The organism is Janibacter sp. RAF52 (genome assembly GCF_052114035.1).
Taxonomy (GTDB): domain Bacteria; phylum Actinomycetota; class Actinomycetes; order Actinomycetales; family Dermatophilaceae; genus Janibacter; species Janibacter hoylei.
The window spans coordinates 1-23,932 of sequence record NZ_JBFRDY010000011.1; the positions used below are offsets into that span (position 1 = coordinate 1).

Sequence of the window (23,932 nt, forward strand, 5' to 3'; positions counted from 1 at the left end):
ACGTCGTCGAGTGCCGCTTCGCCAAGCTCAAGCAATGGCGCGCACTGGCCTGCCGCTACGACAAGCTCGCCCTGACCTACCGCGCCGCCGTCGTCCTCCACGCAGTGATCGCCTGGACCCAACTTTTGTCAGACACGCCCTAGGGAAATACCACCCCCAGTGCGCATCTGCCTAGGGAAATGCGCCACCCCTTCCGCATCTGCCTAGGGAAATGCGCACCCCCTCCCGCACGTGCCGAGGCAGATGCGGAAGGGGGGTGGCGAGGTGGGGTGGGTCAGCTCGGCTGGTGTGGCGCGACGACGACCTCGATGCGCTGCAGCTCCTTGACCTCGGTGTAGCCGGTCGTGGCCATGGCCCGGCGCAGCGCACCGATGAGGTTGGTCGTGCCGTCGGCCACCTTGCTCGGGCCGAAGAGCACCTCCTGCAGCGGCGCGACAGAGCCGACTTCGACGCGCGCCCCACGAGGCAGCTCGGGGTGGTGCGCCTCGGCGCCCCAGTGGAAGCCGCGACCGGGTGCGTCGGCCGCGCGGGCCAGCGCCGCACCCAGCATCACGGCGTCGGCGCCGCAGGCCACCGCCTTGACGATGTCGCCACTCGTCCCGAGGCCACCGTCGGCGATGACGTGGACGTAGCGGCCACCGGACTCGTCGAGGTAGTCGCGGCGGGCGGCAGCGACGTCGGCCACGGCGCTGGCCATCGGCGCGTGGATCCCCAGCGCCTGGCGGGTCGTGTGGGCCGCTCCCCCGCCGAAGCCGACGAGGACACCCGCCGCACCGGTCCGCATGAGGTGCAGGGCGGCGGTGTAGCTCGCCGCGCCACCGACGATGACCGGCACGTCGAGCTCGTAGATGAATCGCTTGAGGTTGAGCGGCTCGGACCGGCTGCTCACGTGCTCGGCGGAGACCGTCGTGCCGCGGATGACGAAGAGGTCCACCCCCGCGTCGACGACGGTCTTCCAGTGCTGCTGCGTGTTTTGCGGGCTGAGCGCACCGGCGACCGTGACGCCGGCCGACCGCAGCTCGCGCAGCCGCTCGCTGATCAGGTCGGGCTGGATCGGGGCCGCGTAGATCTCCTGCATCCGCGCCGTCGCGAGGGCCGGGTCGAGCGAGGCGATCTCCGCGAGCAGCGGCTCGGGGTCGGAGTAGCGCGTCCACAGGCCCTCGAGGTCGAGGACCGGCAGACCGCCGGCCTCGCCGAAGGCGACGGCCGTCGCCGGCGACATCACCGAGTCCATCGGGGCCGCGATGACCGGCATCTCGAAGTGGTAGGCGTCGATCTGCCAGTCGAGCGACACCTCCTCGGGATCGCGCGTGCGTCGACTCGGCAGCACCGCGATGTCGTCGAAGGAGTAGGCCCTGCGGCCACGCTTGCCCCGGCCGATCTCAATCTCGTTCACCCGCCCAGCCTAAAGGGCTTGGCCCCTCGTGGGTGACGGCGCATACTTGCATGGCCGACGCACGTATCTCTCCCGCCGGCCAGGGTGGCGACGAGGCCGCCGCCTCCCCCCTTCGCACCCCTGACAGGAGACCCCTGTGTCTGCACCTGCGCACGATCCCACGCTGCCCACGGAGTATCCGGACAAGATCGACGCGGCCGTCCTCAAGATCGCCGGCGTCGTCGTCCTCGGCTCGATCATGTCGATCCTCGACATCACGGTCGTCAACGTCGCGCTCCCGCACTTCCAGACCGACCTGGCCACGGGCCCCGAGCCGCTGCACTACTCGACCGTCGCCTGGACCGTCACCGCCTACACGCTGGCCTTGGCCACCGTCATCCCGCTGACCGGCTGGGCCGCTGACCGCTTCGGCACCAAGCGGCTCTACCTCGCCGCGATCGCCTTCTTCGTCGCCGGCTCCGTCCTGTGCGCCTTCGCGTCCTCCATCGAGATGCTCATCGGCGCCCGCGTCGTCCAGGGCCTCGGCGGCGGCATGCTCATGCCGCTCGGCATGACGATCATGACGCGCGCGGCCGGCCCGGACCGCATCGGTCGCCTCATGGCGATCCTCGGCATCCCGATGCTCCTCGGCCCGATCGGTGGCCCGATCCTCGGTGGCTGGCTCATCGACAACGCCCACTGGCTGGGCCGCCCGAGCTGGACCTGGATCTTCCTCATCAACCTGCCCCTCGGCATCGTCGCCCTCGTCTACGCCGCGCTCGTCCTGCCCAAGGACCACACCGAGCCCACCGAGTCGCTCGACATCATCGGCCTGCTCCTCATGTCGCCCGGCCTGGCGCTCTTCCTCTACGGCGTCTCGTCGATCCCCGAGGAGGGCACGGTCAACTCGCCCAAGGTCTACGGCACCGCCCTGGCCGGGCTCGTCCTCATCCTCGCCTTCGGCTGGTGGTCGATGCGCCCGAAGCACCCGCTGCTCGACCTGCGTCTGCTCGGCAACCGGCAGTTCTCGATCGCCGCGCTGACGATGTTCCTCTTCGCCGCGGCCTTCTTCGGCGGCCTGCTCCTCATGCCGACCTACTTCCAGCAGGTGCGGGGCGAGACGACGACCATGGCGGGCGTCCTGATGATCCCGCAGGGCCTCGGCGCCCTGGTCACCATGCCGATCGCCGGCATGCTGGTCGACAAGTACCCCGTCGGCCGGATCGTCCCCGTCGGCATCGCCCTGATCACCGGCGGCATGTTCGCCTTCACCCAGCTCTCCGCGGACTCGAGCTACTGGGGCTTCGTCATCCCGGCGCTCTTCGTCATGGGTCTGGGCATGGGCGCAACGATGATGCCGCTCATGACGAGCTCGCTCAAGGCGCTCACCGCCCACCAGGTGGCCCGCGGCTCGACGCTGCTCAACATCACCCAGCAGGTCGCGAGCTCCTTCGGCGTGGCCATCGCATCGGTCGTCCTGACCCGTGGCTTCGAGGACCGTCCCCTCATCGGTCAGGCGCAGGCCTTCGGCGAGGAGAGCGCCGAGGTCACCGACCCGGGCGCGATGCAGCAGCTCCTCGCGAAGTTCCCCGAGGTCGCCCAGGTCATGGCGCAGTACGCGAGCGACCCGCAGGCCGGTGCCGCCGCGCTCGTGCACGCAGTGCGCGTCGACATGGCCGAGGCCTTCGCCGCGACCTACTGGGTCTCGGCCTTCATGTGCCTCGCGACCCTCGTCGTCGCGGCCTTCCTCCCGCGCAAGCACGAGGAGAGCCACATGCTCGACGAGGAGCCCGGCGAGGCCGCTCCGGTGCTCATGCACTGACTCCACCCGACCAAGGAGGGGGGCCACGCGCGGAATCCTGCGTGGTCCCCCTTCGTTGTCCGTGGCGAGTACATCCCCGACCGAAGGACCGCCCCATGGCCAAGTTCAAGAACGCCGCTGTCGTCCTGACCGCCACCGAGACCGCGCGCCAGTGGGCGCGCAACAACCCCGACAAGGCGGGCGACTACATCGACAAGGCGACCGGCTTCGTCGACCGGCGCACCAAGGGCAAGTACCACAAGCAGCTGAGCGGGCTCTCCCGGACGGTGAAGAAGAACGTCACCGGCGTGGACACCGTGCGCGGGTCGGCGGTGCACGACGCCCCGCCGGCGCCGAAGGGTGACACGCCCTTCCCCGACCTGCGGATGTGAGCCGGCGCCCGCCCCGCTAGACCTCCGTGGCCTCGAGGACCCGCAGCACGTTGCCGTGCGCGAGGGCCTCGAGGTCGCTGCGGCTCCAGCCCCGCTCCCCCAGCGCGCCGAGCAGCCGCGGGTAGCTCGCGACGTCCTCGAGCCCGACCGGCGTCTCGTCGACGCCGTCGTAGTCCGCGCCGATGCCGACGTGCTCGATGCCGACGACCTCACGCAGGTGCTCGAAGTGCGCGACGACGTGGTCGAGCGTCGCCACCGGGTCGGGCACGACGCAGGTGCGTCCGAGGACCTCGTCGGCCCGGGCCGGGTTGACGAACTTCGGCACGACGTTGGCCATGACGATCCCGCCGTTGCCCGGGATGCGCTCGAGGACGTCATCCGGGACATTGCGCGGGTGGTCGCACACCGCTCGCGCGCCGGAGTGGCTGAACATCACGGGTAGACGCGTCGCGTCGAGGGCGTCGTGCATCGTCTCCGCGCTCACGTGCGACAGGTCGACGACGACCCCGAGGTCGTTCATCCGGGCGACGACCTCACGACCGAAGTCGGTCAGTCCGCCGTGCACGCGCTCGTCGGTCGCCGAGTCGGCCCAGGGCGTGTTGTCGTTGTGCGTGAGCGTCATGTAGCGGGCACCCCGGTCGGCGAAGCCCTCGAGGGTCTCGAGCGACTCGTTGATGCTGTGGCCGCCCTCCATCCCGACGAGCGCGGCGTGCCGGCCCTGCGCCCACGCCGCGTGCACGTCGGCCGCGGTCCGCGCCGAGACCATCTCCTCGTAGCGGGCGCACATGGCCGCGACGAAGTCGATCTGCTCGTGCGTCGCGGCGACGGCCGCCTCGCCCTGGAGCTCGCAGGGCACCCACACCGACCACAGCTGGGCGGCCAGGCCCCCTGCGCGCATCCGCGGCAGGTCCGTGTGCAGGTGCGGCTGCGGCTGGGCGATGTCGCAGGCGTCGAGGTCGTAGCCGGCCACCTCGCGGTGGTGCCACGGCAGGTCGTTGTGGCCGTCGAGGACGCGGATCGGGTCGCTGCTCGTCGTCATCGCTCCAGTCAACCACCGACGCAGAGGGCTATCCCCACCCCTCCCGGGCGGCCGGCTCCGCGGGCATGCTGGTGCCATGCACCCCGGAGCGCACAACGCCATCACCGACGTCCCGGGCATCCGGGTCGGCCATGCCACCCGTGACGAGCCCGGCTGGCTCACCGGGACGAGCGTCGTCGTGCCGCCCGTCGGCACGACCGGTGGGGTGGACGTGCGCGGCGGCGGCCCCGGCACCCGCGAGACCGACCTGCTCGACCCCCTCAACCTCGTCGACGCCGTCGACGCCGTCGTCCTGTCGGGCGGCAGCGCCTACGGCCTGTCCGCCGCGGACGGCGTCGTCGCGGCGCTCGCCGACGAGGGGCGTGGCTGGCCGGCCGGCCCAGGAGCCGGTGAGGTCGTGCCGATCGTCCCGGCCGCGATCCTCTTCGACCTCGGGCGGGCCGGGTCGTGGCGTCACCACCCCGGCCCGGACGAGGGCCGGGCCGCCTACCTCGCGGCGAGCGACGGCCCGGTGGACGAAGGGGGTGTCGGCGCCGGGACCGGAGCCCGCGCCGGCGGGCTGCGCGGCGGCATCGGGTCGGCGAGCGCCGTGCTCCCTTCGGGGGTGACGGTGGGCGCCCTCGTCGCGGTCAACGCGGTCGGCTCGCCGCTCTCCCCCGACGGTCGGCTGCTCGCCGAGCGCCTGCTGGTACCGGGTGAGGTCGACGTGCCCGAGCCCGATCCCGTTGCGGTGCAGGCCCACTGGGAGCGTCAGGCCGCCGAGGCGCAGGCGCTGCGGGCCGGGACGGCGACGACCCTGGCCGTGGTGGCCACGGATGCCGCGCTCGACAAGGCGGGCTGCGCGAAGCTCGCGGGTGTCGCGCACGACGGCTTCGCCCGGGCGCTCTCGCCGGTGCACACCGGGTTCGACGGCGACACGGTCTTCGCCCTGTCGACACCCGGCGGGCCGGCCGTGGACCCCTTCGCCTTCGTGGAGCTGCAGACCGCTGCCGCCGACTGCGTCAGCCGCGCCATCGTCCGGGCGGTCCTCGCGGCCGAGTCGGTCGACCGTAGGGCCACCGGTGGGGCCGAGATGCGCTCGTACCGTGCGGCGGTCAGTCGAAGGGAGTGATGTCGACGGGGGTGTCGGAGCCGTCGCTGCTGCTCGTGCGATCGGGGACGTGGTGCCGCATCTCGCGCTTGGCCACCCAGCCGCACAGGACGGCGAGCGGGAAGCTGATGAGCGCGACACCGAGGAACTCGTCACGCATGATCAGGCCGGTCAGGGCGACGAGCACGAGCACGACGGCGAGGACGAAGGCCGTCATCCCGTGCAGGCCGGCCAGGTCGCTGCGGGTCTCGCGGGTGCGCAGCCACCGGTGCCGCAGCAGGTGGTGCACCCACAGCAGCACCCAGCCGATCGGCAGCAGCGCCATCGGCAGCAGCCCCCACTCCGAGGCGACGGAGTCCTGCAGCTCGGCGAAGACGATCACCGCGACGAGCAGCAGCGGCAGCCAGCCGACGAGGCAGACCATGCCGGCCAGCTCGAGCCAGCGAAGGGGGGCCGACCACCGGCCGTCGGGTCCCACCGACGGCCCCGCCGGCTCGACCGCGGCTGCGGTCTCCCGCGCGGCCTGCCGCTGCGGTCGCTCACGTGCCCGCTCTTGCGCGACGACCGGCTCGTCGGCCGCGGCCCGGTCGTCGGCATCGCGGTCGTCGGCATCTGTCTGCGGGGCGGCGACTCCCCGGTCGACGGCACCGACCAGCGCCGCGAAGCGCTCGCGCTCCTCGGCCGGCGACCACCGGTCGATGCGCAGCTCGTTGCCGGCCGCGTCGACGTGGACCTGCTCGGAGGCCAGCTCCTGCCAGGTCTGACGCAGCATCGGCACGAGGAGCGCTCCGGTGCACAGGAGCCACCAGACGCCGACCGTCGGCGGGTGGAGCGGCGGGTCGGTGCGGCCCTCGACGACCATCCGGGTGAGCATCGACAGCGCGGCGGCCAGCACGAGCATGAGCACGAGGCTCACGACGAGACCGGCCACCTGGGAGATCCACCACAGGAGACTGCCCGGCGGCCCACCGATGCCCTTCGCGCGCTTCGACTCCGGCCCGGCCACGGTCAGCGGACGCTGTAATTGGGTGCCTCGACGATCGCCTCGATGTCGTGCGGGTGGCTCTCCTTGAGGGAGGCGGAGGTGATCCGGACGAACTTCCCCTTCGCCTGCAGCTCGGGGATCGTGCCCGCGCCGACGTAGAACATCGACTGCCGCAGCCCGCCGACCATCTGGTGGGCGACCTGGGCGAGGGTGCCGCGGTAGGCGACGCGCCCTTCGATGCCCTCGGGGACGAGCTGGTCGTCACTCGTCACCTCGGCCTGGAAGTAGCGGTCCTTGCTGAAGGACTTCTTGCCGCGGCTGCTCATGGCGCCGAGGCTGCCCATGCCGCGGTAGGCCTTGAACTGCTTGCCGCTGACGAAGATCAGCTCGCCCGGGCTCTCCTCGCAGCCGGCGAGGAGCGAGCCGACCATGACGCTGTCGGCACCGGCGACGAGCGCCTTGGCGATGTCACCCGAGTGCTGCAGGCCGCCGTCGGCGATGACCGGGACGCCGGCCGGGCGCGCGGCGAGGGAGGCGTCGTGGACCGCGGTGATCTGCGGGGCACCGACCCCGGTGACGATGCGGGTCGTGCAGATCGAGCCCGGCCCGACGCCCACCTTGATCGCGTCGACGCCGGTGTCGATGAAGGCCTGCGCTCCCTCGCGGGTGGCGACGTTGCCGCCGATGATCTGGACGTGGCGGGTCGCCGGGTCCTTCTTGAGCCGTTCGCACATCTCGAGCAGCAGGCGGACGTGCCCGTGAGCCGTGTCGGCGACGAGGACGTCGACGCCGGCGTCGATGAGGGTCGTCGCCCGCTCCCAGGCGTCGCCGAAGTAGCCGATGGCCGCGCCGACGAGCAGGCGGCCCTGCGCGTCCTTGCTCGCATTGGGGAACTGCTCGCTCTTGACGAAGTCCTTGACCGTGATCAGCCCGGCCAGCTTGCCCGCGTCGTCGACGATCGGCAGCCGCTCGCGCTTGTGCTGGCGCAGCAGCAGGGTCGCGTCCTCGTGCGAGATGCCGACCGGGGCGGTGATGAGGGGCATCGGGGTCATCACGTCGCGCACGAGGGTCGTCGACCACTCGGCCACGGGCGTGAAGCGCAGGTCGCGGTTGGTGATGATGCCGATGAGCACGTTGTCACCGTCGACGACGGGCAGACCCGAGACGCGGTACTCGCCGCACCGCTGGTCGAGGTCGTCGAGGGTGGCCTCGGGGCCGATGACGACGGGGTTGGTGATCATGCCGGTCTGGGTCCGCTTGACGAGGTCGACCTGGTAGGCCTGGTCCTCGATGGAGAGGTTGCGGTGGAGCACCCCGATGCCACCCTGGCGCGCCATGGCGATGGCCATCCGCGACTCGGTCACGGTGTCCATGGCCGCCGAGATGAGGGGCGTGCGGATGGAGATCTCGCGCGTCAGGCGCGTCGTCGTGTCCAGGTCCCCGGGCGCCAACTCGCTGTAGCCGGGCAGCAGGAGGACGTCGTCGTAGGTCAGCCCCAGCTTGGCGAAGGGGTCCGGGACACCGGCCCCGGAGTCGTCACGGGTGGTCGGGTCACCGAAATCCATCTCTCTATCCTAAGCCACCTCGAGGGCGTCGCTGACCTGACCATTTCCTGACCAAAGGCCGCATTTCCGGGGGGAATCCATACCCTGCAGACGACCTGCGTTGGCCTCGATCTCCTTAGGTTGTCCCTCAGGAACGCGGAGGCGACGGGGTCCCTCCACACGGCTTCTCTGGAGGGACAGACATGGGACACGACGGCACCGCACCCGGACCGGTGGCAGACCTGTGGGAGTGGCAGTTCGAGGGAGCCTGCCGCGAGACCGGCAGCGAGTCCTTCTACCACCCCGACGGCGAGCGTGGCGCCGCCCGCCGTCTGCGTGACGCCGCCGCCAAGGAGATCTGCTCCTCCTGCCCCGTCATCGCCGCCTGCCGCGCGCACGCGCTGGCCATCCGCGAGCCCTTCGGGGTCTGGGGCGGCATGACCGAGGACGAGCGTCAGGTCGTCCTCGCCGGGCGGGACATCTCCCGCGCCGGCCTCGCGGGCTGAACGCTCCCCCTTCGCCGCCTAGTCTGGTGGCGTGAGCTCTCCCGCACCGGTCCACATCCGCGACGAGTCGATCCGCCTCGGCCAGCTGCTCAAGCTGGCCGGCCTGGTGGAGGACGGCGTCATGGCCCGTGAGGTCATCGCCGCCGGTCAGGTGAGCGTCGACGGCGCCCCCGAGACCCGCCGCGGCGCCCAGATCCGCGCCGGCAGCGTCGTCGAGCTGGGCGGTCAGCAGATCGAGGTCGTCACCGGCGAGGCGGAGATCGACGTCCCCTGGTGACCACGGTCCCTGCCCTTCGAGAAGCTCGCCCGCTGCGCGGACTCGCTCCTCAGGACCCGGAGGTCGCGCAGCGACCGTCTCCACCATCCACGGCCCCTGCCCTTCGAGACGCTCGCCCGCTGCGCGGACTCGCTCCTCAGGACCCGGAGGTCGCGCAGCCACCGTCTCCACCACCCACGGCCCCTGAGGAGGTCGCGCAGCGACCGTCTCGAAGGGTCAGCCCTCCGCGAGCATCCAGGTGAGCGCCTCGTCGACGTGCACGGCCGTGGTGTCGTGCAGCGGCACCGGGCAGTCGTCCTCCTCGAGCAGCAGCCCGAGCTCGGTGCCCGCGAGCACGACGCCCTCGGCGCCCCGATCGGCCATGCCCTGCATGATCCGCCGCAGCTCCTTGCGCGAGCTGTCCTTGATGATGCCGGGGACGAGCTCCTCGTAGATCATCCGGTCGACCTCCGGTCGGTCGGCCGGGTCCGGCAGGACGACGTCGATCCCGCGCCGCTCGAAGGGGGTCGTGTAGAAGTCGCCACCCATCGTCGTCGCCGTCGCGAGCAGACCGACCCGGCGCTGGTGGGCGCCGGCCACCCGCTCGGCCGTGGCCTCGGCGATGTGGAAGAAGGGGATGTCCAGGTCCGCCGAGATGCGGTCGGCGACCGCGTGCATCGTGTTGGCGGCCAGGAGGATGCCCTCGGCGCCACCAGCGCGCAGGCTCCGAGCGGCCTCGACGAGGATGTCGGCCATCGCGTCCCAGTCGCCGGACTCGTCGGCGTCGTCGACGGCCTGGAAGTCGACGCTGTGGATGAGCACCCGGGCGCTGTGCAGGCCCCCGAGCCGGGCCTCGACCCCTTCGTTGAGACGGCGGTAGTACTCCGCCGTTGCCGACCAGCCCATTCCACCGAGGACACCCAGGAGACGCATGACCACACCCTAGCCAGCGGCCCTGCGCCCGTGGGCCCGTGGTTCCGCATGGCGGGCGCGTGCGAGGTCACATCGGGGGCGGGCATACCCTGCCGGCGTGAAGGTTCTGCTGCTGGAAAACATCCACGAGGCCGCCCGTGAGGCGCTCACCGACGCCGGCTTCGAGGTCGAGACCCGCTCCGGTGCGCTCGACGAGACCGAGCTGATCGCCGCGCTCGAGGGTGTCGACATGGTCGGCATCCGCTCCAAGACCAAGGTCACCCGGGCGGTCATCGAGGCCCGGCCCGAGCTCAAGGCCATCGGCGCCTTCTGCATCGGCACCAACCAGATCGACCTCGACGCCGCCGCCCAGGCCGGCACGGTCGTCTTCAACGCCCCCTTTTCCAACACCCGCAGCGTCGTGGAGCTCGCGCTCGGCGAGATCATCTCGCTGGCCCGCCGCCTGACGGACAAGAACGCCGCGCTCCACGCCGGCGTCTGGGACAAGTCGGCGAAGGGCGCGCACGAGGTCCGCGGACGCACCCTCGGCATCATCGGCTACGGCAACATCGGCGCCCAGCTGTCGGTCGTCGCCGAGGCCTTCGGCATGCACGTGTCCTTCTACGACCTCGAGGACAAGCTCCCGCTCGGCAATGCCAAGAAGTGCGACACCCTCGACGAGCTGCTCGAGACCTGCGAGACGATCACCCTCCACGTCGACGGCCGCGCGGGCAATGCGGGCAACTTCGGCGCCCAGCAGTTCGCCAAGATGCGCCCGCGCAGCCTCTTCCTCAACCTCTCGCGCGGCTTCGTCGTCGACCTCGAGGCGCTGCGCGACAACCTCCTGTCGGGGCACATCGCCGGCGCGGCCGTCGACGTCTTCCCGAGCGAGCCCAAGAAGGCGGGCGACCCCTTCGACAACTGCCTGCAGGGCATCCCCAACGTCATCCTCACCCCTCACGTCGGCGGGTCCACCGAGGAGGCCCAGCTCGACATCGGGCGCTACGTCTCCGGCAAGCTGCGCGACTGGGCGAGCACCGGTGCGACGACCATGTCGGTCAACGTCCCGGCGGTCGCGGCACCCGTCGCCGACGGCGGCACCCGCATCCTCCACCTGCACAAGAACGTCCCCGGCGTCCTCGCCCGGGTCAACACGATCCTCTCCGAGGGCGACGTCAACATCGACAGCCAGCAGCTGAGCACCAAGGGCGAGTACGGCTACGCCGTCACCGACCTGGCGAGCGGTCTGCCCGCCGACACCGAGCAGCGCCTGCGCGACCTGCCCGAGACCGTCGAGGTCCGGGTCATCGTCACGGCCTGACCTCTCCACCTTCGCGCGCAGGGGGTCACTCCCGATCGCGGATCCGTCGAGCACCGGTGGCGCTGGGCAGCGCACGGCCCCCGACCCAGGAGGCCAGGCCGACCACGGCCAGCAGGGCCACCCAGGTCCCGGCGAGCCGAGCCCACTCGACCCGGCCCAGGAGTGCGGCATTGCCGGTGAGCGTCACCGAGAGCACCGGGACCGCCGCGCCGAGGAGCAGCGCCACAGTCGTCATGATGGCGGCTGGCGTGGCCGTCTCGACGACCAGTGCCGTGCGGATGACGCGACGTGGGACCCCCAGTGCCACCTGCCGGGCCAGGTCGGCGCCTCGCAGCGAGACCTGCTCGGCGACGGCGACGAGCAGACCGATCGCGGCGAGCCCGCCGGCCACCACGGCCAGCACCTGCGCGGCGACGACGGGCAGCGAGTAGTAGAGCAGGTCGAGCGTGGGCACGCCGTGGACGATGGACCCGCCATCGGTCCGCTGCGCCAGGTACTCGGACTCGATGACACCCTGCAGCGGGACGGCCAGTCCGGTGACGAAGCCGATGAGGACGAGGGAGACGGCCGACCGGGAGGCCAGACCCGGCTGCGCCTGCATCCGGCGCCCCGCGAGGAGCCCACGGCCCCACCCCGACGGACCAGGGCGGCTCGATCCCGAGGACTGACCCTCAGCGCCAGCCGACCTGCCGGGTGGCCCCTCCTGCAGTCGCGGTCCCGGGGGGATGACCCGAGGCCGCGCAAGGGGCACTCCATGGATAGGTGGCATGCGATCTGTGGCGCGTCAGCGCGACGGCTGCGATTCGCGGCAGCCTCGCTGGGGCCGTCTTTCACAGCGATCAGGGTCGGTCGGTGGCTCCTAGGTCGCATCTACACCACGGAGCATGACGAATGGGGTGGCGCACCAACCGGTGCGCCACCCCATTCGGGTCAGGACGTCAGTGCGAGTGGCCGTGGCCCTCGTCCTCGTCCTCCTTCTTGTCCACGACGAGCGTGTCGGTGGTGAGCACCATCGACGCGATCGAGGCGGCGTTGACGAGCGCGGAGCGGGTGACCTTGACCGGGTCGATGACGCCCTGGCCGATGAGGTCGCCGTACTCACCGGTCGCGGCGTTGAGGCCTTGGCCGGGGGTCAGCTCCTGCACCTTGGCGACGGCGACGTAGCCCTCGAGGCCCGCGTTCTCGGCGATCCAGCGCAGCGGCTCGACACCGGCGGTCCGCACGATGTTGGCGCCGACCTGCTCGTCACCCTCGAGGCCGAGGCCCTCGACGACGGAGACCGCGTGGGCGAGCGAGGAGCCACCGCCGGCGACGATGCCCTCCTCGATGGCCGCGCGGGTCGCGGAGATCGCGTCCTCGATGCGGTGCTTCTTCTCCTTGAGCTCGACCTCGGTGTGGGCGCCGACCTGGATGACGCAGACGCCACCGGCGAGCTTCGCGAGGCGCTCCTGGAGCTTTTCGCGGTCCCAGTCGGAGTCGGTCCGCTCGATCTCGGACTTGATCTGGTTGACCCGACCGGTGACGTCGTCGGCGGCACCCTGGCCGTCGATGATCGTCGTCGCGTCCTTGGTGACGACGACACGACGGGCCTGACCGAGGTCCTCGAGACCGACCTGGTCGAGCTTGAGGCCGACCTCCTCGGCGATGACCTGACCGCCGGTGAGAATGGCAATGTCCTGGAGCATCGCCTTGCGGCGGTCGCCGAAGCCCGGGGCCTTGACGGCCGCGACGTTGAAGACGCCCTTGAGCTTGTTGACGACGAGGGTGGAGAGGGCCTCGCCCTCGATGTCCTCGGCGATGATGAGCAGCGGCTTGCCGCTCTGGACGACCTTCTCCAGCACCGGGAGGATGTCCTGGATCGTGGAGATCTTGCCCTGGTTGATCAGGACGTAGGCGTCCTCGAGGACACCCTCCATGCGCTCCGGGTCGGTGACGAAGTAGGGGCTGATGTAACCCTTGTCGAACTGCATGCCCTCGGTGAAGTCGAGCGCGGTCTCGGCAGTCGAGGACTCCTCGACGGTGATGACGCCGTCCTTGCCGACCTTGTCGAAGGCGTCGGCGATGATGCCGCCGATGCCCTGGTCCTGGGCGGAGAGGGAGGCGACCTGCGCGATCTCCTCCTTGCCCTCGACCTCGCGGGCGATCTCGAGGAGGCGCGCGGAGACGGCCTCGACGGCCTTGTCGATGCCCCGCTTGAGGCCGGACGGAGCGGCGCCGGCGGCGACATTGCGCAGGCCCTCCTTGACCATGGCCTGGGCGAGGACGGTCGCGGTCGTCGTGCCGTCACCGGCGACGTCGTTGGTCTTGGTCGCGACCTCCTTGGCGAGCTGCGCACCGAGGTTTTCGTACGGGTCCTCGAGCTCGATCTCGCGGGCGATGGTCACGCCGTCGTTGGTGATCGTCGGGGCGCCCCACTGCTTGTCGATGACGACGTTGCGACCCTTGGGGCCGAGCGTCACCTTGACGGCGTTGGCGAGCTGGTCGACGCCGCGCTGGAGGGCGTCACGGGCGGAGTCGTTGAACTCCAGTTCCTTGGCCATGTTTGTCCTTAGGTTCTTGACGAAGGGAGATAAAGAGCGACGCCCCGGCAGGCCCGGGAGAGGGCCGCACCCGGGGCGTCAGCTGTGTGTCGTGCGCAGGCTCAGGCGAGGATCGCGAGCACGTCGCGGGCGGAGAGGATGAGGTACTCCTCGCCACCGTGCTTGATCTCGGTGCCGCCGTACTTGGAGTAGATGACGCGGTCGCCGACGGAGATGTCCATCGGGACGCGCTCGTCACCGTCGTCGTTGAAACGGCCGGGGCCGACGGCGACGACCTCGCCCTCCTGCGGCTTCTCCTTGGCGGTGTCCGGGATGACGAGGCCGGAGGCGGTGGTCTGCTGCGCCTCGATGCCCTTGACGACGATCCGGTCCTCGAGCGGCTTGATGGAAACCGACACGGTGACTCCTTCTGTGGGACGAATGTGAGTTCTGGGGCGAAGCCTGGCCGGGCGCCGTCGCGGGGGTCGTCCAACCGTGGCATCTGGCACTCGCCAGTGGTGAGTGCCAAGATCAATCTAGGACGCCATCTGGCACTCGGTCAACCCGAGTGCCAGCGAGGGTGGCGGCTGCGGATCGGGCGCCCACCATGGACAATGCGCCTGTGGACATCCAGACCGTGCGTTGGCTCGCCTCCCCCGAGGGGCATGCCCACCTGCACGGTCTCCCCGAGTACACGGAGGCGGAGGCCGTCACGGTCACCGCCCGCCTGCGCAGGGAGGGACTCACCGCCGAGCAGGCCGCCGGCCTGATGACGCAGAAGCGCCTCCAGGGCCGGGCCCGCGACAAGTTCGGCGAGTTCGCCGAGGGCATGCTCTTCACCCCCGACGGCCTCGAGCAAGCCAGCCGGCTCGAGGTCGCCGCCACCCACGCCGGCCGCTACGCCGCGGCGAGCCTCGCGACGGTCCACGACCTCGGCTGCGGCATCGGCTCGGACGCGATGGCGATGAGCGCTCTCGGCGTCACCGTCCACGGCGTCGACGCCGACCCGCTCACTGCCGCCATCGCCGACGTCAACCTGCGGCCGTGGCCCGACAGCCGGGCACGCACGGGCGTGGCCGAGGACTTCGAGGCGCCGCTGGACCCCCTTCGCTCCCGCGCCGGCGTGTGGCTCGACCCCGCCCGCCGCACCCCGGGGGTGGCCGACCGCTCCGGGCGCACCCGACGGGTCTTCCGGCTCGACGAGATCTCACCGTCGTGGGACTTCGTGCTCTCCGTCGCCCGCGATGTGCCCGCGACCGGGGCCAAGCTCTCCCCGTCGCTCCCCCACGACATCCCACCGCTCGGCACCGAGGCCCAGTGGACCTCGTGGCAGGGCACCGTCCTCGAGTGCACCGTCTGGTGGGGGCCGCTCGTCAAGGAGGCCGGCCGGTCCGCCCGCGTCCTGCGCAAGGGGGCCCCGCCCGTCGAGGTCGACCAGCGCAGCTGCGAGGAGGACCCCGGCGTCGCGCACTCCCTCGACGACACGGGCACCTGGCTCTACGAGGCCGACCGTGCGGTCACGCGTGCCGGGCTCATCGGCACGGTCACCGGCGCGGTCTCGGGCATCGAGCTCGAGGCCGGCCTGGGTTACGTCACGAGCGATCAGGCGCTCGACCTCGGCCACGCCCGCCGCTACGAGGTCCTCGAGGCGATGCCCTTCACCGTCAAGGGCCTGCGCGCCTGGCTGCGCGAGCGCGGCATCACCGGGCTGACGGTCAAGAAGCGCGGGATCCGGCTCGACGAGGACCAGCTGCGCAAGCAGCTGAAGATCGGCCGCGGCGCAGGGTCCGGCGAGAGCGCGACCATCGTGCTCACGCGCGTCGGCGGCGACCAAGTTGTCCTCGTCGTGCGCCCGGCTGCTCTCGCCGACGGCTAAGTCTGCCGCCCCGCGTCAGTGGCGTCGGCTCGGCCGCATCACGCTCCACCGCAGGGCGAGCAGCAGACCCAGACCGGCCGCACCGGCGAGGACCACGAGTGCGCCGCCTGACGCGGAGTCCATCGGCCCACCGTCGGTCTGGACGACGTCAGGTGTCTCCGGGCCACCGGAGACGGTCGCCGTCGGCCCCCCGGTCGTCGTCGAGGTCGGCTGGCTCGTGGTCGCCGTCGGGTCGCTCGTCGTCGTCGACGTCGGGGTGGAGCTGGTCGAGGTGGAGGTGGTGCTCGTCGACGTGCTGCTCGACGATGTCGTCGAGGTGGAGGTCGAGGTCGTTGAGGTGGCGGTCGTCGGGCTCGCTGCCGTGACGGTGACCGGGGCGGTGTCCTCGGCGGCGACGACGGTCACGCCCTCGCCCGTCGCACTGGCCGTGTTGGTGTACGTCCCTGCGACGTCGGAGACGGTGGCCCGGAAGCTCAACGACACCGAGCCCGGGGTGTCGCCCGTCGCTGCAGGTACCTCGATGTCATCCGTCCACGTCAGGTCGGTGGTGCCCGTCGGGTCGTTCGTCGTCGCGCCGGTCGTCGAGCCCGGCACGTAGGTGAACCCGGCGGGCAGCGAGTCAGTCACCGAGCTCACGACCTGGCTCGTCGCCCCGGGATTGGAGACCCGGATCGTGTAGGTGACCTCGGAGCCGGCCGACACCTCGGACTGGTCAACCGTCTTGCTCACGGTGAGCGGAGTCGTGCCGACGGGTGAGAAGAAGGTCAGGCTCGACAGCGTCACGGTGGCGCCCTGGCTGATCTCCCGAGTCCACGAGATCGCGATGCCGTTGTCGATCCGCTCGTCGCAGCGACAGGTGTTGGGCAGCATCTCGCCTCTGCCGATCGCCTCCCACACCTGGCTGTACCCGGCCTCGATGTAGGCGGCACCGCTGCTCAGTGGCCGCATGCCCTCGACCCGCTCGGGGTTGACGGAGTCAGGCTGCGCCTTGCAGACCGGGGAGTTGCCGTCGAGGACCTGCCCGAGCCCGAAGTCGCTGTCCTGGAGGTAGCAGTCGCCACCGCGGAAGACCACGGCATCACCGGTGGTCGCACCGCCGGTGATGCGGATGTCCGTCCGGTAGGCGGTCGCCCCGGCGACGTAGGTGTCGACCTGCGTTAGCGTCGCCCCGGTGTCACCCAGACCGACCGTCGTGGTGACGGTGTAGGGACTGGCACTCGTCCCGGCCCCGGTCGGCCCGCTCTGCGAGACCGCGGTGAAGGGCTCGTAGTTGTCGACCAGGGTGGCATCGCCACCCGCCGGGACCCTCTCGGGGCCGAAGAGCCGGTCGTCGAAGGCGACGAAGGTGCCGCAGGCGATGTCGTCGTACCACTCACCCATCACGTCGCCCTCGTAGCGCACGTCGCAGTTGAGCACCGGCGAGATGTCGATCGAGGTGAGCGGTCCCCCCGACTCGATCTCTGCGGCGGACGACGACGGCGCACCGGCCACGGCACCGAACATGGTCAGGACGGCGGCAAAGAACCACCGGGACATCGACGTACGTACACGCATCGCGCCTCCCCAGACGTGTGTCGTGGGACACGGTAGCGGCAACGGCGCGCCGCGTACAGGGGTCTGCGCGCCCGAGCCCGGGGCCCCCCTTCGCCCTCGCAGGTAGCGTGCATGCCATGTCGACCCGAGCCCGTCACCTGACCCGCGCCGCCGCAGGCCTCGCCGTCCTCGCCCTCGTCGGGTGCGGCGGCGGGACCGGAGAGGACCCGACCGGCTCGACGTCGTCTCCGGCGAGCTCCGGGTCGAGCACGTCGACCTCGACCTCCGCGTCGTCGTCGCCGACCTCCTCGAGCACCTCCTCACGGTCCTCGAGCTCGGCCTCCGCGACCGCGGACGGCCCGAAGGCCAGCGCCTGCGTCTCGCGGGTACGCGACGCCATGACGCCCACCCAGCAGGCCGGCCAGCTGATCATGGCCGCCATGCAGCCGGGCCCGGCGACCAGCCTCGACCAGGTCATCGGGGTGCAGGGCCTGGGCTCGATGCTCTACCTCGGCGGCTGGCAGGACCGCTCCACCGTGGCTGCCGCCAGTCAGCACCTGCAGGAGGTCGCCCCGACCGTCGACGGCACCAAGGTCGGCATGCTCGTCGCGGCCGACCAAGAGGGTGGCGAGGTCCAGCAGCTCACCGGCACGGGCTTCACCCCGATGCCCTCCGGCCTCGAGCAGGCCCAGGACGCCGACCTGCGGGCCTCGGCCCAGGCGTGGGGCAGCGAGCTCAAGCAGGCGGGTGTCAACGTCAACCTCGCCCCCGTCGCCGACACCGTCCCGGCGGACATCGGACGGGCCAACGAGCCGATCGGCAAGTGGGACCGGCAGTACGGCTCGACCCCGGTGGCCGCCGGCAAGGGCTCGCTCGCCTTCGCCCGCGGCATGCAGGACGCCGGCGTGGAGCCGACGGTCAAGCACTTCCCGGGCATCGGTCGGATCACCGGCAACACCGACCTGCAGGCCACCGGCATCACCGACTCCACGGCGACGACGAAGGACCCCTACCTCGCCCCCTTCGCCGAAACCATCGAGGGCGGGACCAAGATCGTCATGGTCGGCTCCGCCAGGTACTCGAAGATCGACGGCGAGACGCCCGCCCTGTTTTCGCAGAAGATCGTCACCGGCATGCTCCGCGAGGACATGGACTTCGACGGCGTCGTCATCACCGACGACGTCGGTGCGGCCAAGGCGGTCGCCGCGACCCCGGTGCCGGAGCGGGCCACGAAGTTCGTCGCCGCCGGTGGCGACATCGTGCTGACCGCCGACCCCAGCCAGGTCCCGACGATGGTCTCCGCGATCGAGACCAAGGCGAAGGGCGACACGGCCTTCGGCAAGCAGGTCACGGCCTCGGTGACCCGGGTGCTGACTCTCAAGGAGGACATGGGCCTGCTGCGCTGCGGCTGAGCCCACCTGCGCATTTCCCTAGGGAAATACGGCCCCACCTGCGCATTTCCCTAGGGAAATACGGCCCCACCTGCGCATTTCCCTAGGGAAATACGGCCCCACCTACGCATTTCCCTAGGGAAATACGGCCCCACCTACGCATTTCCCTAGGGAAATACGGCCCCACCTACGCATTTCCCTAGGGAAATACGGCCCCACCTACGCATTTCCCTAGGGAAATACACAGGCGAAGGGGGTCAGTGGGCGTGGTCGTGGTCGACGTGCACCGGCAGGCCGGTGCGCACGTCGGTCACCGGCAGCGAGCTGTCGGCGGGCAGCGAGAGGTCGCTCGCCGGCCTCCCCTTGAGCATCATCTGGGCGCCGAGGCTGGCGACCATCGCGCCGTTGTCGGTGCACAGCCCCGGCCGCGGGACGCGCAGCTGGATGCCTGCGTCGTCGCAGCGCTGCTGTGCCATGGCCCGCAACCGCGAGTTGGCCGCCACCCCACCACCGACCTGCAGGGCAGCGACGTCGTGCTCGGTGCACGCGAGCACCGCCTTGCGGGTGAGCACGTCGACGACCGCCTCCTGGAAGGACGCGGCGACGTCGGCCACCGGCACCTCCCGACCAGCGGCGCGCTCGGCCTCGATCCACCGGGTGACGGCGGTCTTGAGGCCGGAGAAGGAGAAGTCGAAGCGGTGGCGCTCCATGTCCTTGCGATTGGACAGCCCCCGAGGGAAGTCGATGGTGATCTGCCCGTCGCTCGCCGCCCGGTCGATGTGCGGACCACCCGGGAAGGGCAGCCCGAGCACCCGCGCCACCTTGTCGAAGGCTTCCCCGGCGGCGTCGTCAATCGTCGACCCGAGGCTGCGGATGTCATGCGTGACATCGGGGACGAGCAGCAGCGAGGAGTGCCCGCCGCTCACGAGCATCGCCATCGTCGGCTCCGGCAGCGGCCCGTGCTCGACGATGTCGACGGCCACGTGGCTCGCGAGGTGGTTGACCCCGTAGATCGGCAGGCCGAGAGCGACGGCCAAGGCCTTGGCCGAGGCGACGCCGACCATGAGCGGACCGGCGAGCCCCGGGCCAGCGGTCACGGCGATGCCGTCGAGGTCGGTCAGGGCCACGCCGGCCTCACGGCAGGCCCGCTCGATGGTCGGGACCATCGCCTCGAGGTGCGCCCGGGAGGCGACCTCGGGCACGACGCCTCCGAAGCGGGCATGCTCCTCGACGCTCGAGGCGACGGCGTCGACGAGCAGCTCGGTGCCGTGGACGATGCCGACGCCGGTCTCGTCGCACGAGGTCTCGATGCCGAGGACGAGTGGTGCATCCGTCATGCCTGCGTCTCCTGCGTCAGGTCGAGGGCGAGGACGAGCGCGTCGACCCCACCCGGGTAGTAGCCGCGTCGGGTCTGCAGCAGCCCGAACCCGGCAGAGTCGTAGAGCCCGCGCGCCGCGACGTTGTCGGCCCGGACCTCGAGCACGAGCCGCTCGGCCCCGGCGGCCCGGGCCCGGTCGACGAGCTCGGCGAGCAGCCGGCGGCCCAGGCCGGTGCCGCGCGCCCGGGGCAGCGTCGCGATGGTCATGACGTCGCTGGTGTCACCCGCGTGGTCGAGCCCACCGTAGCCGGCGATGCCGTCGGCGTCCTCCGCGACGACGTACTCGCGCCGCGGCCGTCCGGCGAGCTCGCCCCACCACGAGGCGAGGCTCCAGGCCTCGGCCCCGAAGAGCTCCCGCTCGTGGTCGGCGAGCACCGCGAGGTCCTGCCACCGCGCCTCCCGCAGGCGAAGGGGGGTCACCGTCGCCGTCGTCACCGGGTCCCCCCGGCCGCGCCGGCTCCGCCGGCAGCACCGGCAGCAGCGGGCGCCACGGCGTCGGGTCGGCGCAGGTAGAGCGGCTCGACGGGCATGTCCGCGCCGGCGGCGATGCGAGTGGCGGCGAGGGCCGCGAGCGCACCGGCGTCGACGTCGAGCAGGTCGACCCCCGGCAGGGTCAGGGCCGCGGGGAGCAGCTCGGGGTAGACCACGGGCCCACGGCCGATGGTCGGCAGGGCGCGCACGGGCTCGGGCAGGTCGGCCGGCTTGGTGACGGCGGGCCCCTCCTGGAGGACGACCTCCCCTGCGGTGCAGTCGTAGCGGGCCCAGTACACCTCCTTGCGACGGGCATCGGTGGCGACGAGCAGCTCGCCCTCGTGCCCGTGGGCGGCGGCGGCTGCCGCGAGCGCGTCGAGGGAGCAGACGCCGTGGACGGTGATGCCACGGGCGTGGGCGAAGGTCTGCGCGGTGACGAGCCCGACGCGCAGCCCGGTGAAGGGCCCCGGCCCGGTGCCGACGGCGACGTGCGTGACCTCGGTGACGTCGGTGCCGGCCGCGGCGAGGGCGTCGACGATCATCGGCGCGAGCAGCTCGGTGTGGCGTCGCGCGTCAACGGTGGTGCGGGTGGCGAGCACCTGCTCGCCGTCGTGGACGGCGACGGTGATCGCGGAGGTGGCGGTGTCCAGTGCGAGCAGCCTCATCGGTCGCTCCCTTCGTCACGCAGGTGGGCCTCGACGTCGACACCGGCCCAGCGGTCCCCGACGCCGACGACCTCGAGGGTGCGGGCCTCGGTGGCGGGGTCGGCGGTCAGGGTGATCTCGAGTCGGTCGTCGGCCAGGCCCTCGACGAGCCCTGCCCCCCACTCGACGACGGTCACCGCCTCGTCGAGCTCGGAGTCGAGGTCGAGGTCGTCGAGCTCGGCGGCCCCGCCGAGCCGGTAGGCGTCGACGTGCACGAGCTCGGGCCCCCCGACGAGCGAGGGGTGGACCCGGGCGATGACGAAGGTCGGTGAGGTCACCGCTCCCCGGACCCCGAGGCCCGCGCCGAGACCACGGGTGAGCGTGGTCTTGCCCGCGCCGAGGCCTCCGGTGAGCACGACGAGGTCACCGGCGCGCAGCAGCGTCGCCAGGCGCCGCCCGAGGGCCGTCGTCGCGTCGGTGTCCGGCAGGAGCAGGCTCATGCGGTCTGCCCCGTGACCGCCTCGCCGGCCCGCTCCGCGTCCTCCTGGGGGTCGATGCCGCGCGGCCGCTCGAGCAGCCCGAGGATCGCGTCGGTGACCGCCGCGGGACGCTCGAGCTGGAGCAGGTGACCGACACCGGGGATGACGACGTGCTCGGCGGCGGGCAGGGCCTCGGCGAGCCGCTCGCTGTGCGCGGGCGGGGTGAGCACGTCCTTGGAGCCGGCGACGATGAGCACGGGGGTCTCGACGAGCCCCGCCAGGGCCTCGCGCACGTCGAGCTCGTCGAGCTCCGGCAGGAAGGCCCCGATCGTGTCCAGGCGCGTCCCGAAGACCATGGTGGCGACATTGCGCAGCATCTCGCGCGGCATCGCCCCGCCGAAGGCATAGCGCTGCACGGTGCGGTCCTCGACCGCGCGGCCGGCGGCCCGCAGGACCCCCCAGACGCCCTCGCGCGCACCGAGCCCGCCGAGGAAGCCGGGCCCGAGGCGGGCGATGATCCGGTCGAAGGTCCGCCCCAGCCCGAGCTGGACCAGACTGCCCCCGCCGGCACTCGTCGCGATGAGCGCCGCTCCGCTCACCCGGGCTCGGGTGAAGTCGGGGTAACGACCGGCGAAGCTCATGATCGTCATGCCGCCCATCGAGTGCCCGACGAGGACGAGCTCGCCCTCGTTCGTCGTCGCGTCGATGACTGCGCGCAGGTCCCTGCCGAGCTGGTCGATGGTGCAGTGCTCGAGGTCGCCGACCTCGGAGACACCGTGGTTGCGCTGGTCGTAGCTGACGACGCGATAGCCCTCGGCGACGAGCGCGCGCCGCTGGTGGACCCACGAGCTGAGGTTGAGCACGAACCCGTGGATGAGCACGACGGTGGGTCCCGCGGCGGGCGTCCACCCCTCCGGCTCGTCGATCTCGACGTGCAGCACCAGTCCGTCGCTCGCCGGCACCGCGAGCACCTTGTCCGCGACGAAGGGGAAGACGTGCACCCGGTCGTGGGCGGTCACGGCGTGGGCTCGCGAGCGCCGCACCGCCGATCGGCCGGCCCACCCGGCGCCGGCGATGACGACGCCCCCGGCCGCGGCGGCGGCCAGCCCGAGGCCGGTGGCGGCTGCTGCGCCGAGGCCCTTGTCGCCGGTCGTGCCGCCGTCAGTGTGCTGCGGGTCCATCACGCGCCCTCCAGGTAGCGGCGCGGGACACGGGGTCCGAGCCGGGTGACGATCTCGTAGTTGATGGTGTCGATGGCCGCCGCCCAGTCCTGCGCGGTCGGCTCGCCGTCGGCCTCGCGGCCGATGAGCACGACCTCGTCGCCGGCCTGCGCCGTGCTCTCGGGTCCGAGATCGAGGACGACCTGATCCATGCACACCCGACCGGCGACCGTGTACCGCTGCCCACCGACCTGCATCGGCCCGACGCCGGAGGCGTGCCGCGGTATGCCGTCGGCGTACCCCAGGGGGACGAGGCCGAGGCGGGTGTCCCCCGTCGTCGTGTAGAGGTGGGCATAGGAGACGCCCTGGTCGGCGGGGCAGTCCTTGACGTTGATGAGCCGGGCCACGACGCGCATGGCCTCGCGCAGGCCGAAGTGGGTCGGGCCGCCGATGTGCGGCACCGGGCTCAGCCCGTAGAGCGCGACGCCCGGGCGCACCATGTCGAAGTGCGACGACGGGTTGGTCAGCGTCGCCGCGGAGTTGGCCAGGTGGCGGATGCGTGGTCGCAGCCCCGCCCGCTCGGCGTCGGCGAGGATCGCGACGAAGGTCTCCTGCTGCGCCCGCACCGTCGGGTGGTCCGGCGCGTCGGCGTAGGCGAAGTGGCTGAAGATGCCCTCGACGTCGAGCACGCCCTCGGCCTCGAGCCGGGCGGACTCGACGAGCATGCCGGCGAGGTCGTCGCGCCAGGCACCGCCACGACCCAGGCCGGTGTCGACCTTGAGGTGCACGCGGGCGGTGCGGTCCGTCGCGCGGGCTGCGGCCGCGATCTCGGCGAGCGCCCACGGGGCGCCGGCCGAGAGGGTGAGGTCGGCGCGTACGGCGGCGGCGAGGTCGGCGCCGGGCGGGAAGAGCCAGGTGAGGATCGGCGCCGTGACCCCCGCGGCCCGGGCGGCGAGCGCCTCGCCGAGCTGGGCGATCGCAAGGTGCGTGGCGCCGCCGGCGAGCGCGGCCTCGGCAACCGGGACGAGGCCGTGGCCGTAGGCGTCACCCTTGACGACCGCCATGACGGCGGCATCGCCCGCGAGCTCGTCGAGGCGGGCCACGTTGTCGCGGATCGCACCGAGGTCGATGTCCGCCCACGCCGAGAGGCCGACCGTGGACGCATCGCTCGGCAGGACCGAGGGGGTCGCGACGGACGGGAGGGCGGTGTGCGGGGTCGAGGTGTCCATGGGCACCCAAGGAGTCTAGGACGGCGAAGGG

Annotated in this window: 24 protein-coding genes and 1 pseudogene; 9 read left to right on the forward strand and 16 right to left on the reverse strand. The window is 71.8% G+C overall.

Going from position 1 to position 23,932, the window contains the following annotated elements:
* Positions 1–143: pseudogene (locus AB4Y78_RS13185) on the forward strand (IS5/IS1182 family transposase); the annotation flags it as partial.
* Between the two features lie 131 nt (positions 144–274).
* Here AB4Y78_RS13185 and AB4Y78_RS13190 read toward each other — a convergent pair.
* Positions 275–1,396 carry a GuaB3 family IMP dehydrogenase-related protein gene (locus AB4Y78_RS13190; RefSeq protein ID WP_007924359.1) on the reverse strand — a complete coding sequence of 374 codons (1,122 nt, stop codon included), beginning with the start codon at positions 1,394–1,396 and terminating at the stop codon, positions 275–277.
* A gap of 136 nt (positions 1,397–1,532) precedes the next feature.
* On the opposite strand from AB4Y78_RS13190, the gene AB4Y78_RS13195 reads away from it, so the two are divergent.
* Together AB4Y78_RS13195 and AB4Y78_RS13200 are read left to right on the forward strand one after the other, a co-directional pair.
* The gene (locus AB4Y78_RS13195; RefSeq protein WP_441714432.1) at positions 1,533–3,197 is read left to right on the forward strand and encodes a DHA2 family efflux MFS transporter permease subunit; all 1,665 of its coding nucleotides are present in this window, start codon (positions 1,533–1,535) and stop codon (positions 3,195–3,197) included.
* 95 nt (positions 3,198–3,292) lie between these two features.
* A complete protein-coding gene (locus tag AB4Y78_RS13200; protein ID WP_007924356.1) occupies positions 3,293–3,568 on the forward strand; it encodes an antitoxin in 276 nt (91 codons plus the stop codon).
* Between the two features lie 16 nt (positions 3,569–3,584).
* On the opposite strand, the gene AB4Y78_RS13205 is transcribed toward AB4Y78_RS13200, so the two are convergent.
* Complete coding sequence (locus AB4Y78_RS13205; RefSeq protein WP_007924355.1) at positions 3,585–4,607, reverse strand: dipeptidase; 1,023 nt, start codon at positions 4,605–4,607, stop codon at positions 3,585–3,587.
* A 76-nt stretch (positions 4,608–4,683) separates the two neighbouring features.
* Between AB4Y78_RS13205 and AB4Y78_RS13210 the strand changes: the two genes are divergently transcribed.
* Positions 4,684–5,718, forward strand: a complete 1,035-nt coding sequence (locus AB4Y78_RS13210) for a P1 family peptidase (protein WP_007924354.1) — start codon at positions 4,684–4,686, stop codon at positions 5,716–5,718.
* Here AB4Y78_RS13210 and AB4Y78_RS13215 read toward each other — a convergent pair.
* Positions 5,702–6,703, reverse strand: coding sequence for a hypothetical protein (locus AB4Y78_RS13215; RefSeq protein ID WP_441714435.1), 1,002 nt, complete (start codon positions 6,701–6,703; stop codon positions 5,702–5,704). The genes AB4Y78_RS13210 and AB4Y78_RS13215 overlap by 17 nt on opposite strands.
* A gap of 2 nt (positions 6,704–6,705) precedes the next feature.
* The gene (gene guaB / locus AB4Y78_RS13220; protein WP_282071052.1) at positions 6,706–8,247 is read right to left on the reverse strand and encodes an IMP dehydrogenase; all 1,542 of its coding nucleotides are present in this window, start codon (positions 8,245–8,247) and stop codon (positions 6,706–6,708) included.
* Between the two features lie 182 nt (positions 8,248–8,429).
* Between guaB and AB4Y78_RS13225 the strand changes: the two genes are divergently transcribed.
* Positions 8,430–8,732, forward strand: coding sequence for a WhiB family transcriptional regulator (locus AB4Y78_RS13225; protein ID WP_007924349.1), 303 nt, complete (start codon positions 8,430–8,432; stop codon positions 8,730–8,732).
* 31 nt (positions 8,733–8,763) lie between these two features.
* On the forward strand, positions 8,764–9,009 hold the full coding sequence (locus tag AB4Y78_RS13230; RefSeq protein ID WP_282071049.1) for an RNA-binding S4 domain-containing protein: 246 nt from the start codon (positions 8,764–8,766) through the stop codon (positions 9,007–9,009).
* Positions 9,010–9,225: 216 nt separating this feature from the next.
* Here the strand turns inward: AB4Y78_RS13230 and AB4Y78_RS13235 are convergent, their stop codons facing one another.
* Positions 9,226–9,921, reverse strand: a complete 696-nt coding sequence (locus tag AB4Y78_RS13235; RefSeq protein WP_040880531.1) for an aspartate/glutamate racemase family protein — start codon at positions 9,919–9,921, stop codon at positions 9,226–9,228.
* Between the two features lie 97 nt (positions 9,922–10,018).
* On the opposite strand from AB4Y78_RS13235, the gene serA reads away from it, so the two are divergent.
* Positions 10,019–11,221: a phosphoglycerate dehydrogenase gene (serA, locus tag AB4Y78_RS13240; protein WP_441714439.1), complete on the forward strand. Its 1,203-nt coding sequence runs from the start codon at positions 10,019–10,021 to the stop codon at positions 11,219–11,221.
* Between the two features lie 25 nt (positions 11,222–11,246).
* Here the strand turns inward: serA and AB4Y78_RS13245 are convergent, their stop codons facing one another.
* The 3 genes from AB4Y78_RS13245 to groES all read right to left on the reverse strand — a co-directional run bounded on the left by AB4Y78_RS13245 (position 11,247) and on the right by groES (position 14,159).
* On the reverse strand, positions 11,247–11,822 hold the full coding sequence (locus AB4Y78_RS13245; protein WP_441714441.1) for a hypothetical protein: 576 nt from the start codon (positions 11,820–11,822) through the stop codon (positions 11,247–11,249).
* Positions 11,823–12,159: 337 nt separating this feature from the next.
* Positions 12,160–13,761 (reverse strand): chaperonin GroEL, encoded by a 1,602-nt coding sequence (gene groL, locus AB4Y78_RS13250; protein WP_259911925.1) that lies wholly within the window; start codon positions 13,759–13,761, stop codon positions 12,160–12,162.
* Between the two features lie 101 nt (positions 13,762–13,862).
* The gene (gene groES, locus AB4Y78_RS13255; RefSeq protein ID WP_007924339.1) at positions 13,863–14,159 is read right to left on the reverse strand and encodes a co-chaperone GroES; all 297 of its coding nucleotides are present in this window, start codon (positions 14,157–14,159) and stop codon (positions 13,863–13,865) included.
* A 203-nt stretch (positions 14,160–14,362) separates the two neighbouring features.
* Here groES and AB4Y78_RS13260 point away from each other — a divergent pair, with 203 nt between their 5' ends.
* Positions 14,363–15,616 (forward strand): THUMP-like domain-containing protein, encoded by a 1,254-nt coding sequence (locus tag AB4Y78_RS13260; RefSeq protein WP_441714444.1) that lies wholly within the window; start codon positions 14,363–14,365, stop codon positions 15,614–15,616.
* Positions 15,617–15,631: 15 nt separating this feature from the next.
* Here AB4Y78_RS13260 and AB4Y78_RS13265 read toward each other — a convergent pair whose 3' ends face one another.
* Complete coding sequence (locus AB4Y78_RS13265) at positions 15,632–17,170, reverse strand: DUF11 domain-containing protein (RefSeq protein WP_259911920.1); 1,539 nt, start codon at positions 17,168–17,170, stop codon at positions 15,632–15,634.
* Between the two features lie 133 nt (positions 17,171–17,303).
* Positions 17,304–17,549: a hypothetical protein gene (locus AB4Y78_RS13270; RefSeq protein ID WP_007924336.1), complete on the reverse strand. Its 246-nt coding sequence runs from the start codon at positions 17,547–17,549 to the stop codon at positions 17,304–17,306.
* Between AB4Y78_RS13270 and AB4Y78_RS13275 the strand changes: the two genes are divergently transcribed.
* The gene (locus AB4Y78_RS13275; protein ID WP_441714447.1) at positions 17,548–18,561 is read left to right on the forward strand and encodes a glycoside hydrolase family 3 N-terminal domain-containing protein; all 1,014 of its coding nucleotides are present in this window, start codon (positions 17,548–17,550) and stop codon (positions 18,559–18,561) included. The genes AB4Y78_RS13270 and AB4Y78_RS13275 overlap by 2 nt on opposite strands.
* A gap of 236 nt (positions 18,562–18,797) precedes the next feature.
* Here AB4Y78_RS13275 and tsaD read toward each other — a convergent pair whose 3' ends face one another.
* The 6 genes from tsaD to alr are packed head-to-tail and all read right to left on the reverse strand — an operon-like array spanning position 18,798 to position 23,901.
* Positions 18,798–19,877, reverse strand: a complete 1,080-nt coding sequence (gene tsaD / locus AB4Y78_RS13280; protein ID WP_441737207.1) for a tRNA (adenosine(37)-N6)-threonylcarbamoyltransferase complex transferase subunit TsaD — start codon at positions 19,875–19,877, stop codon at positions 18,798–18,800.
* Complete coding sequence (rimI, locus tag AB4Y78_RS13285; RefSeq protein WP_306513331.1) at positions 19,874–20,353, reverse strand: ribosomal protein S18-alanine N-acetyltransferase; 480 nt, start codon at positions 20,351–20,353, stop codon at positions 19,874–19,876. The genes tsaD and rimI overlap by 4 nt, the downstream gene beginning before the upstream one ends.
* Complete coding sequence (gene tsaB / locus AB4Y78_RS13290; protein ID WP_441714451.1) at positions 20,350–21,054, reverse strand: tRNA (adenosine(37)-N6)-threonylcarbamoyltransferase complex dimerization subunit type 1 TsaB; 705 nt, start codon at positions 21,052–21,054, stop codon at positions 20,350–20,352. The genes rimI and tsaB overlap by 4 nt, the downstream gene beginning before the upstream one ends.
* A complete protein-coding gene (gene tsaE / locus AB4Y78_RS13295; RefSeq protein ID WP_441714453.1) occupies positions 21,051–21,533 on the reverse strand; it encodes a tRNA (adenosine(37)-N6)-threonylcarbamoyltransferase complex ATPase subunit type 1 TsaE in 483 nt (160 codons plus the stop codon). Before tsaE ends, tsaB begins: the two co-directional genes overlap by 4 nt.
* On the reverse strand, positions 21,530–22,693 hold the full coding sequence (locus AB4Y78_RS13300) for an alpha/beta fold hydrolase (protein WP_128276923.1): 1,164 nt from the start codon (positions 22,691–22,693) through the stop codon (positions 21,530–21,532). Before AB4Y78_RS13300 ends, tsaE begins: the two co-directional genes overlap by 4 nt.
* Positions 22,693–23,901 (reverse strand): alanine racemase, encoded by a 1,209-nt coding sequence (alr, locus tag AB4Y78_RS13305; RefSeq protein WP_128276959.1) that lies wholly within the window; start codon positions 23,899–23,901, stop codon positions 22,693–22,695. The genes AB4Y78_RS13300 and alr overlap by 1 nt, the downstream gene beginning before the upstream one ends.
* Positions 23,902–23,932 lie beyond the last annotated feature (31 nt).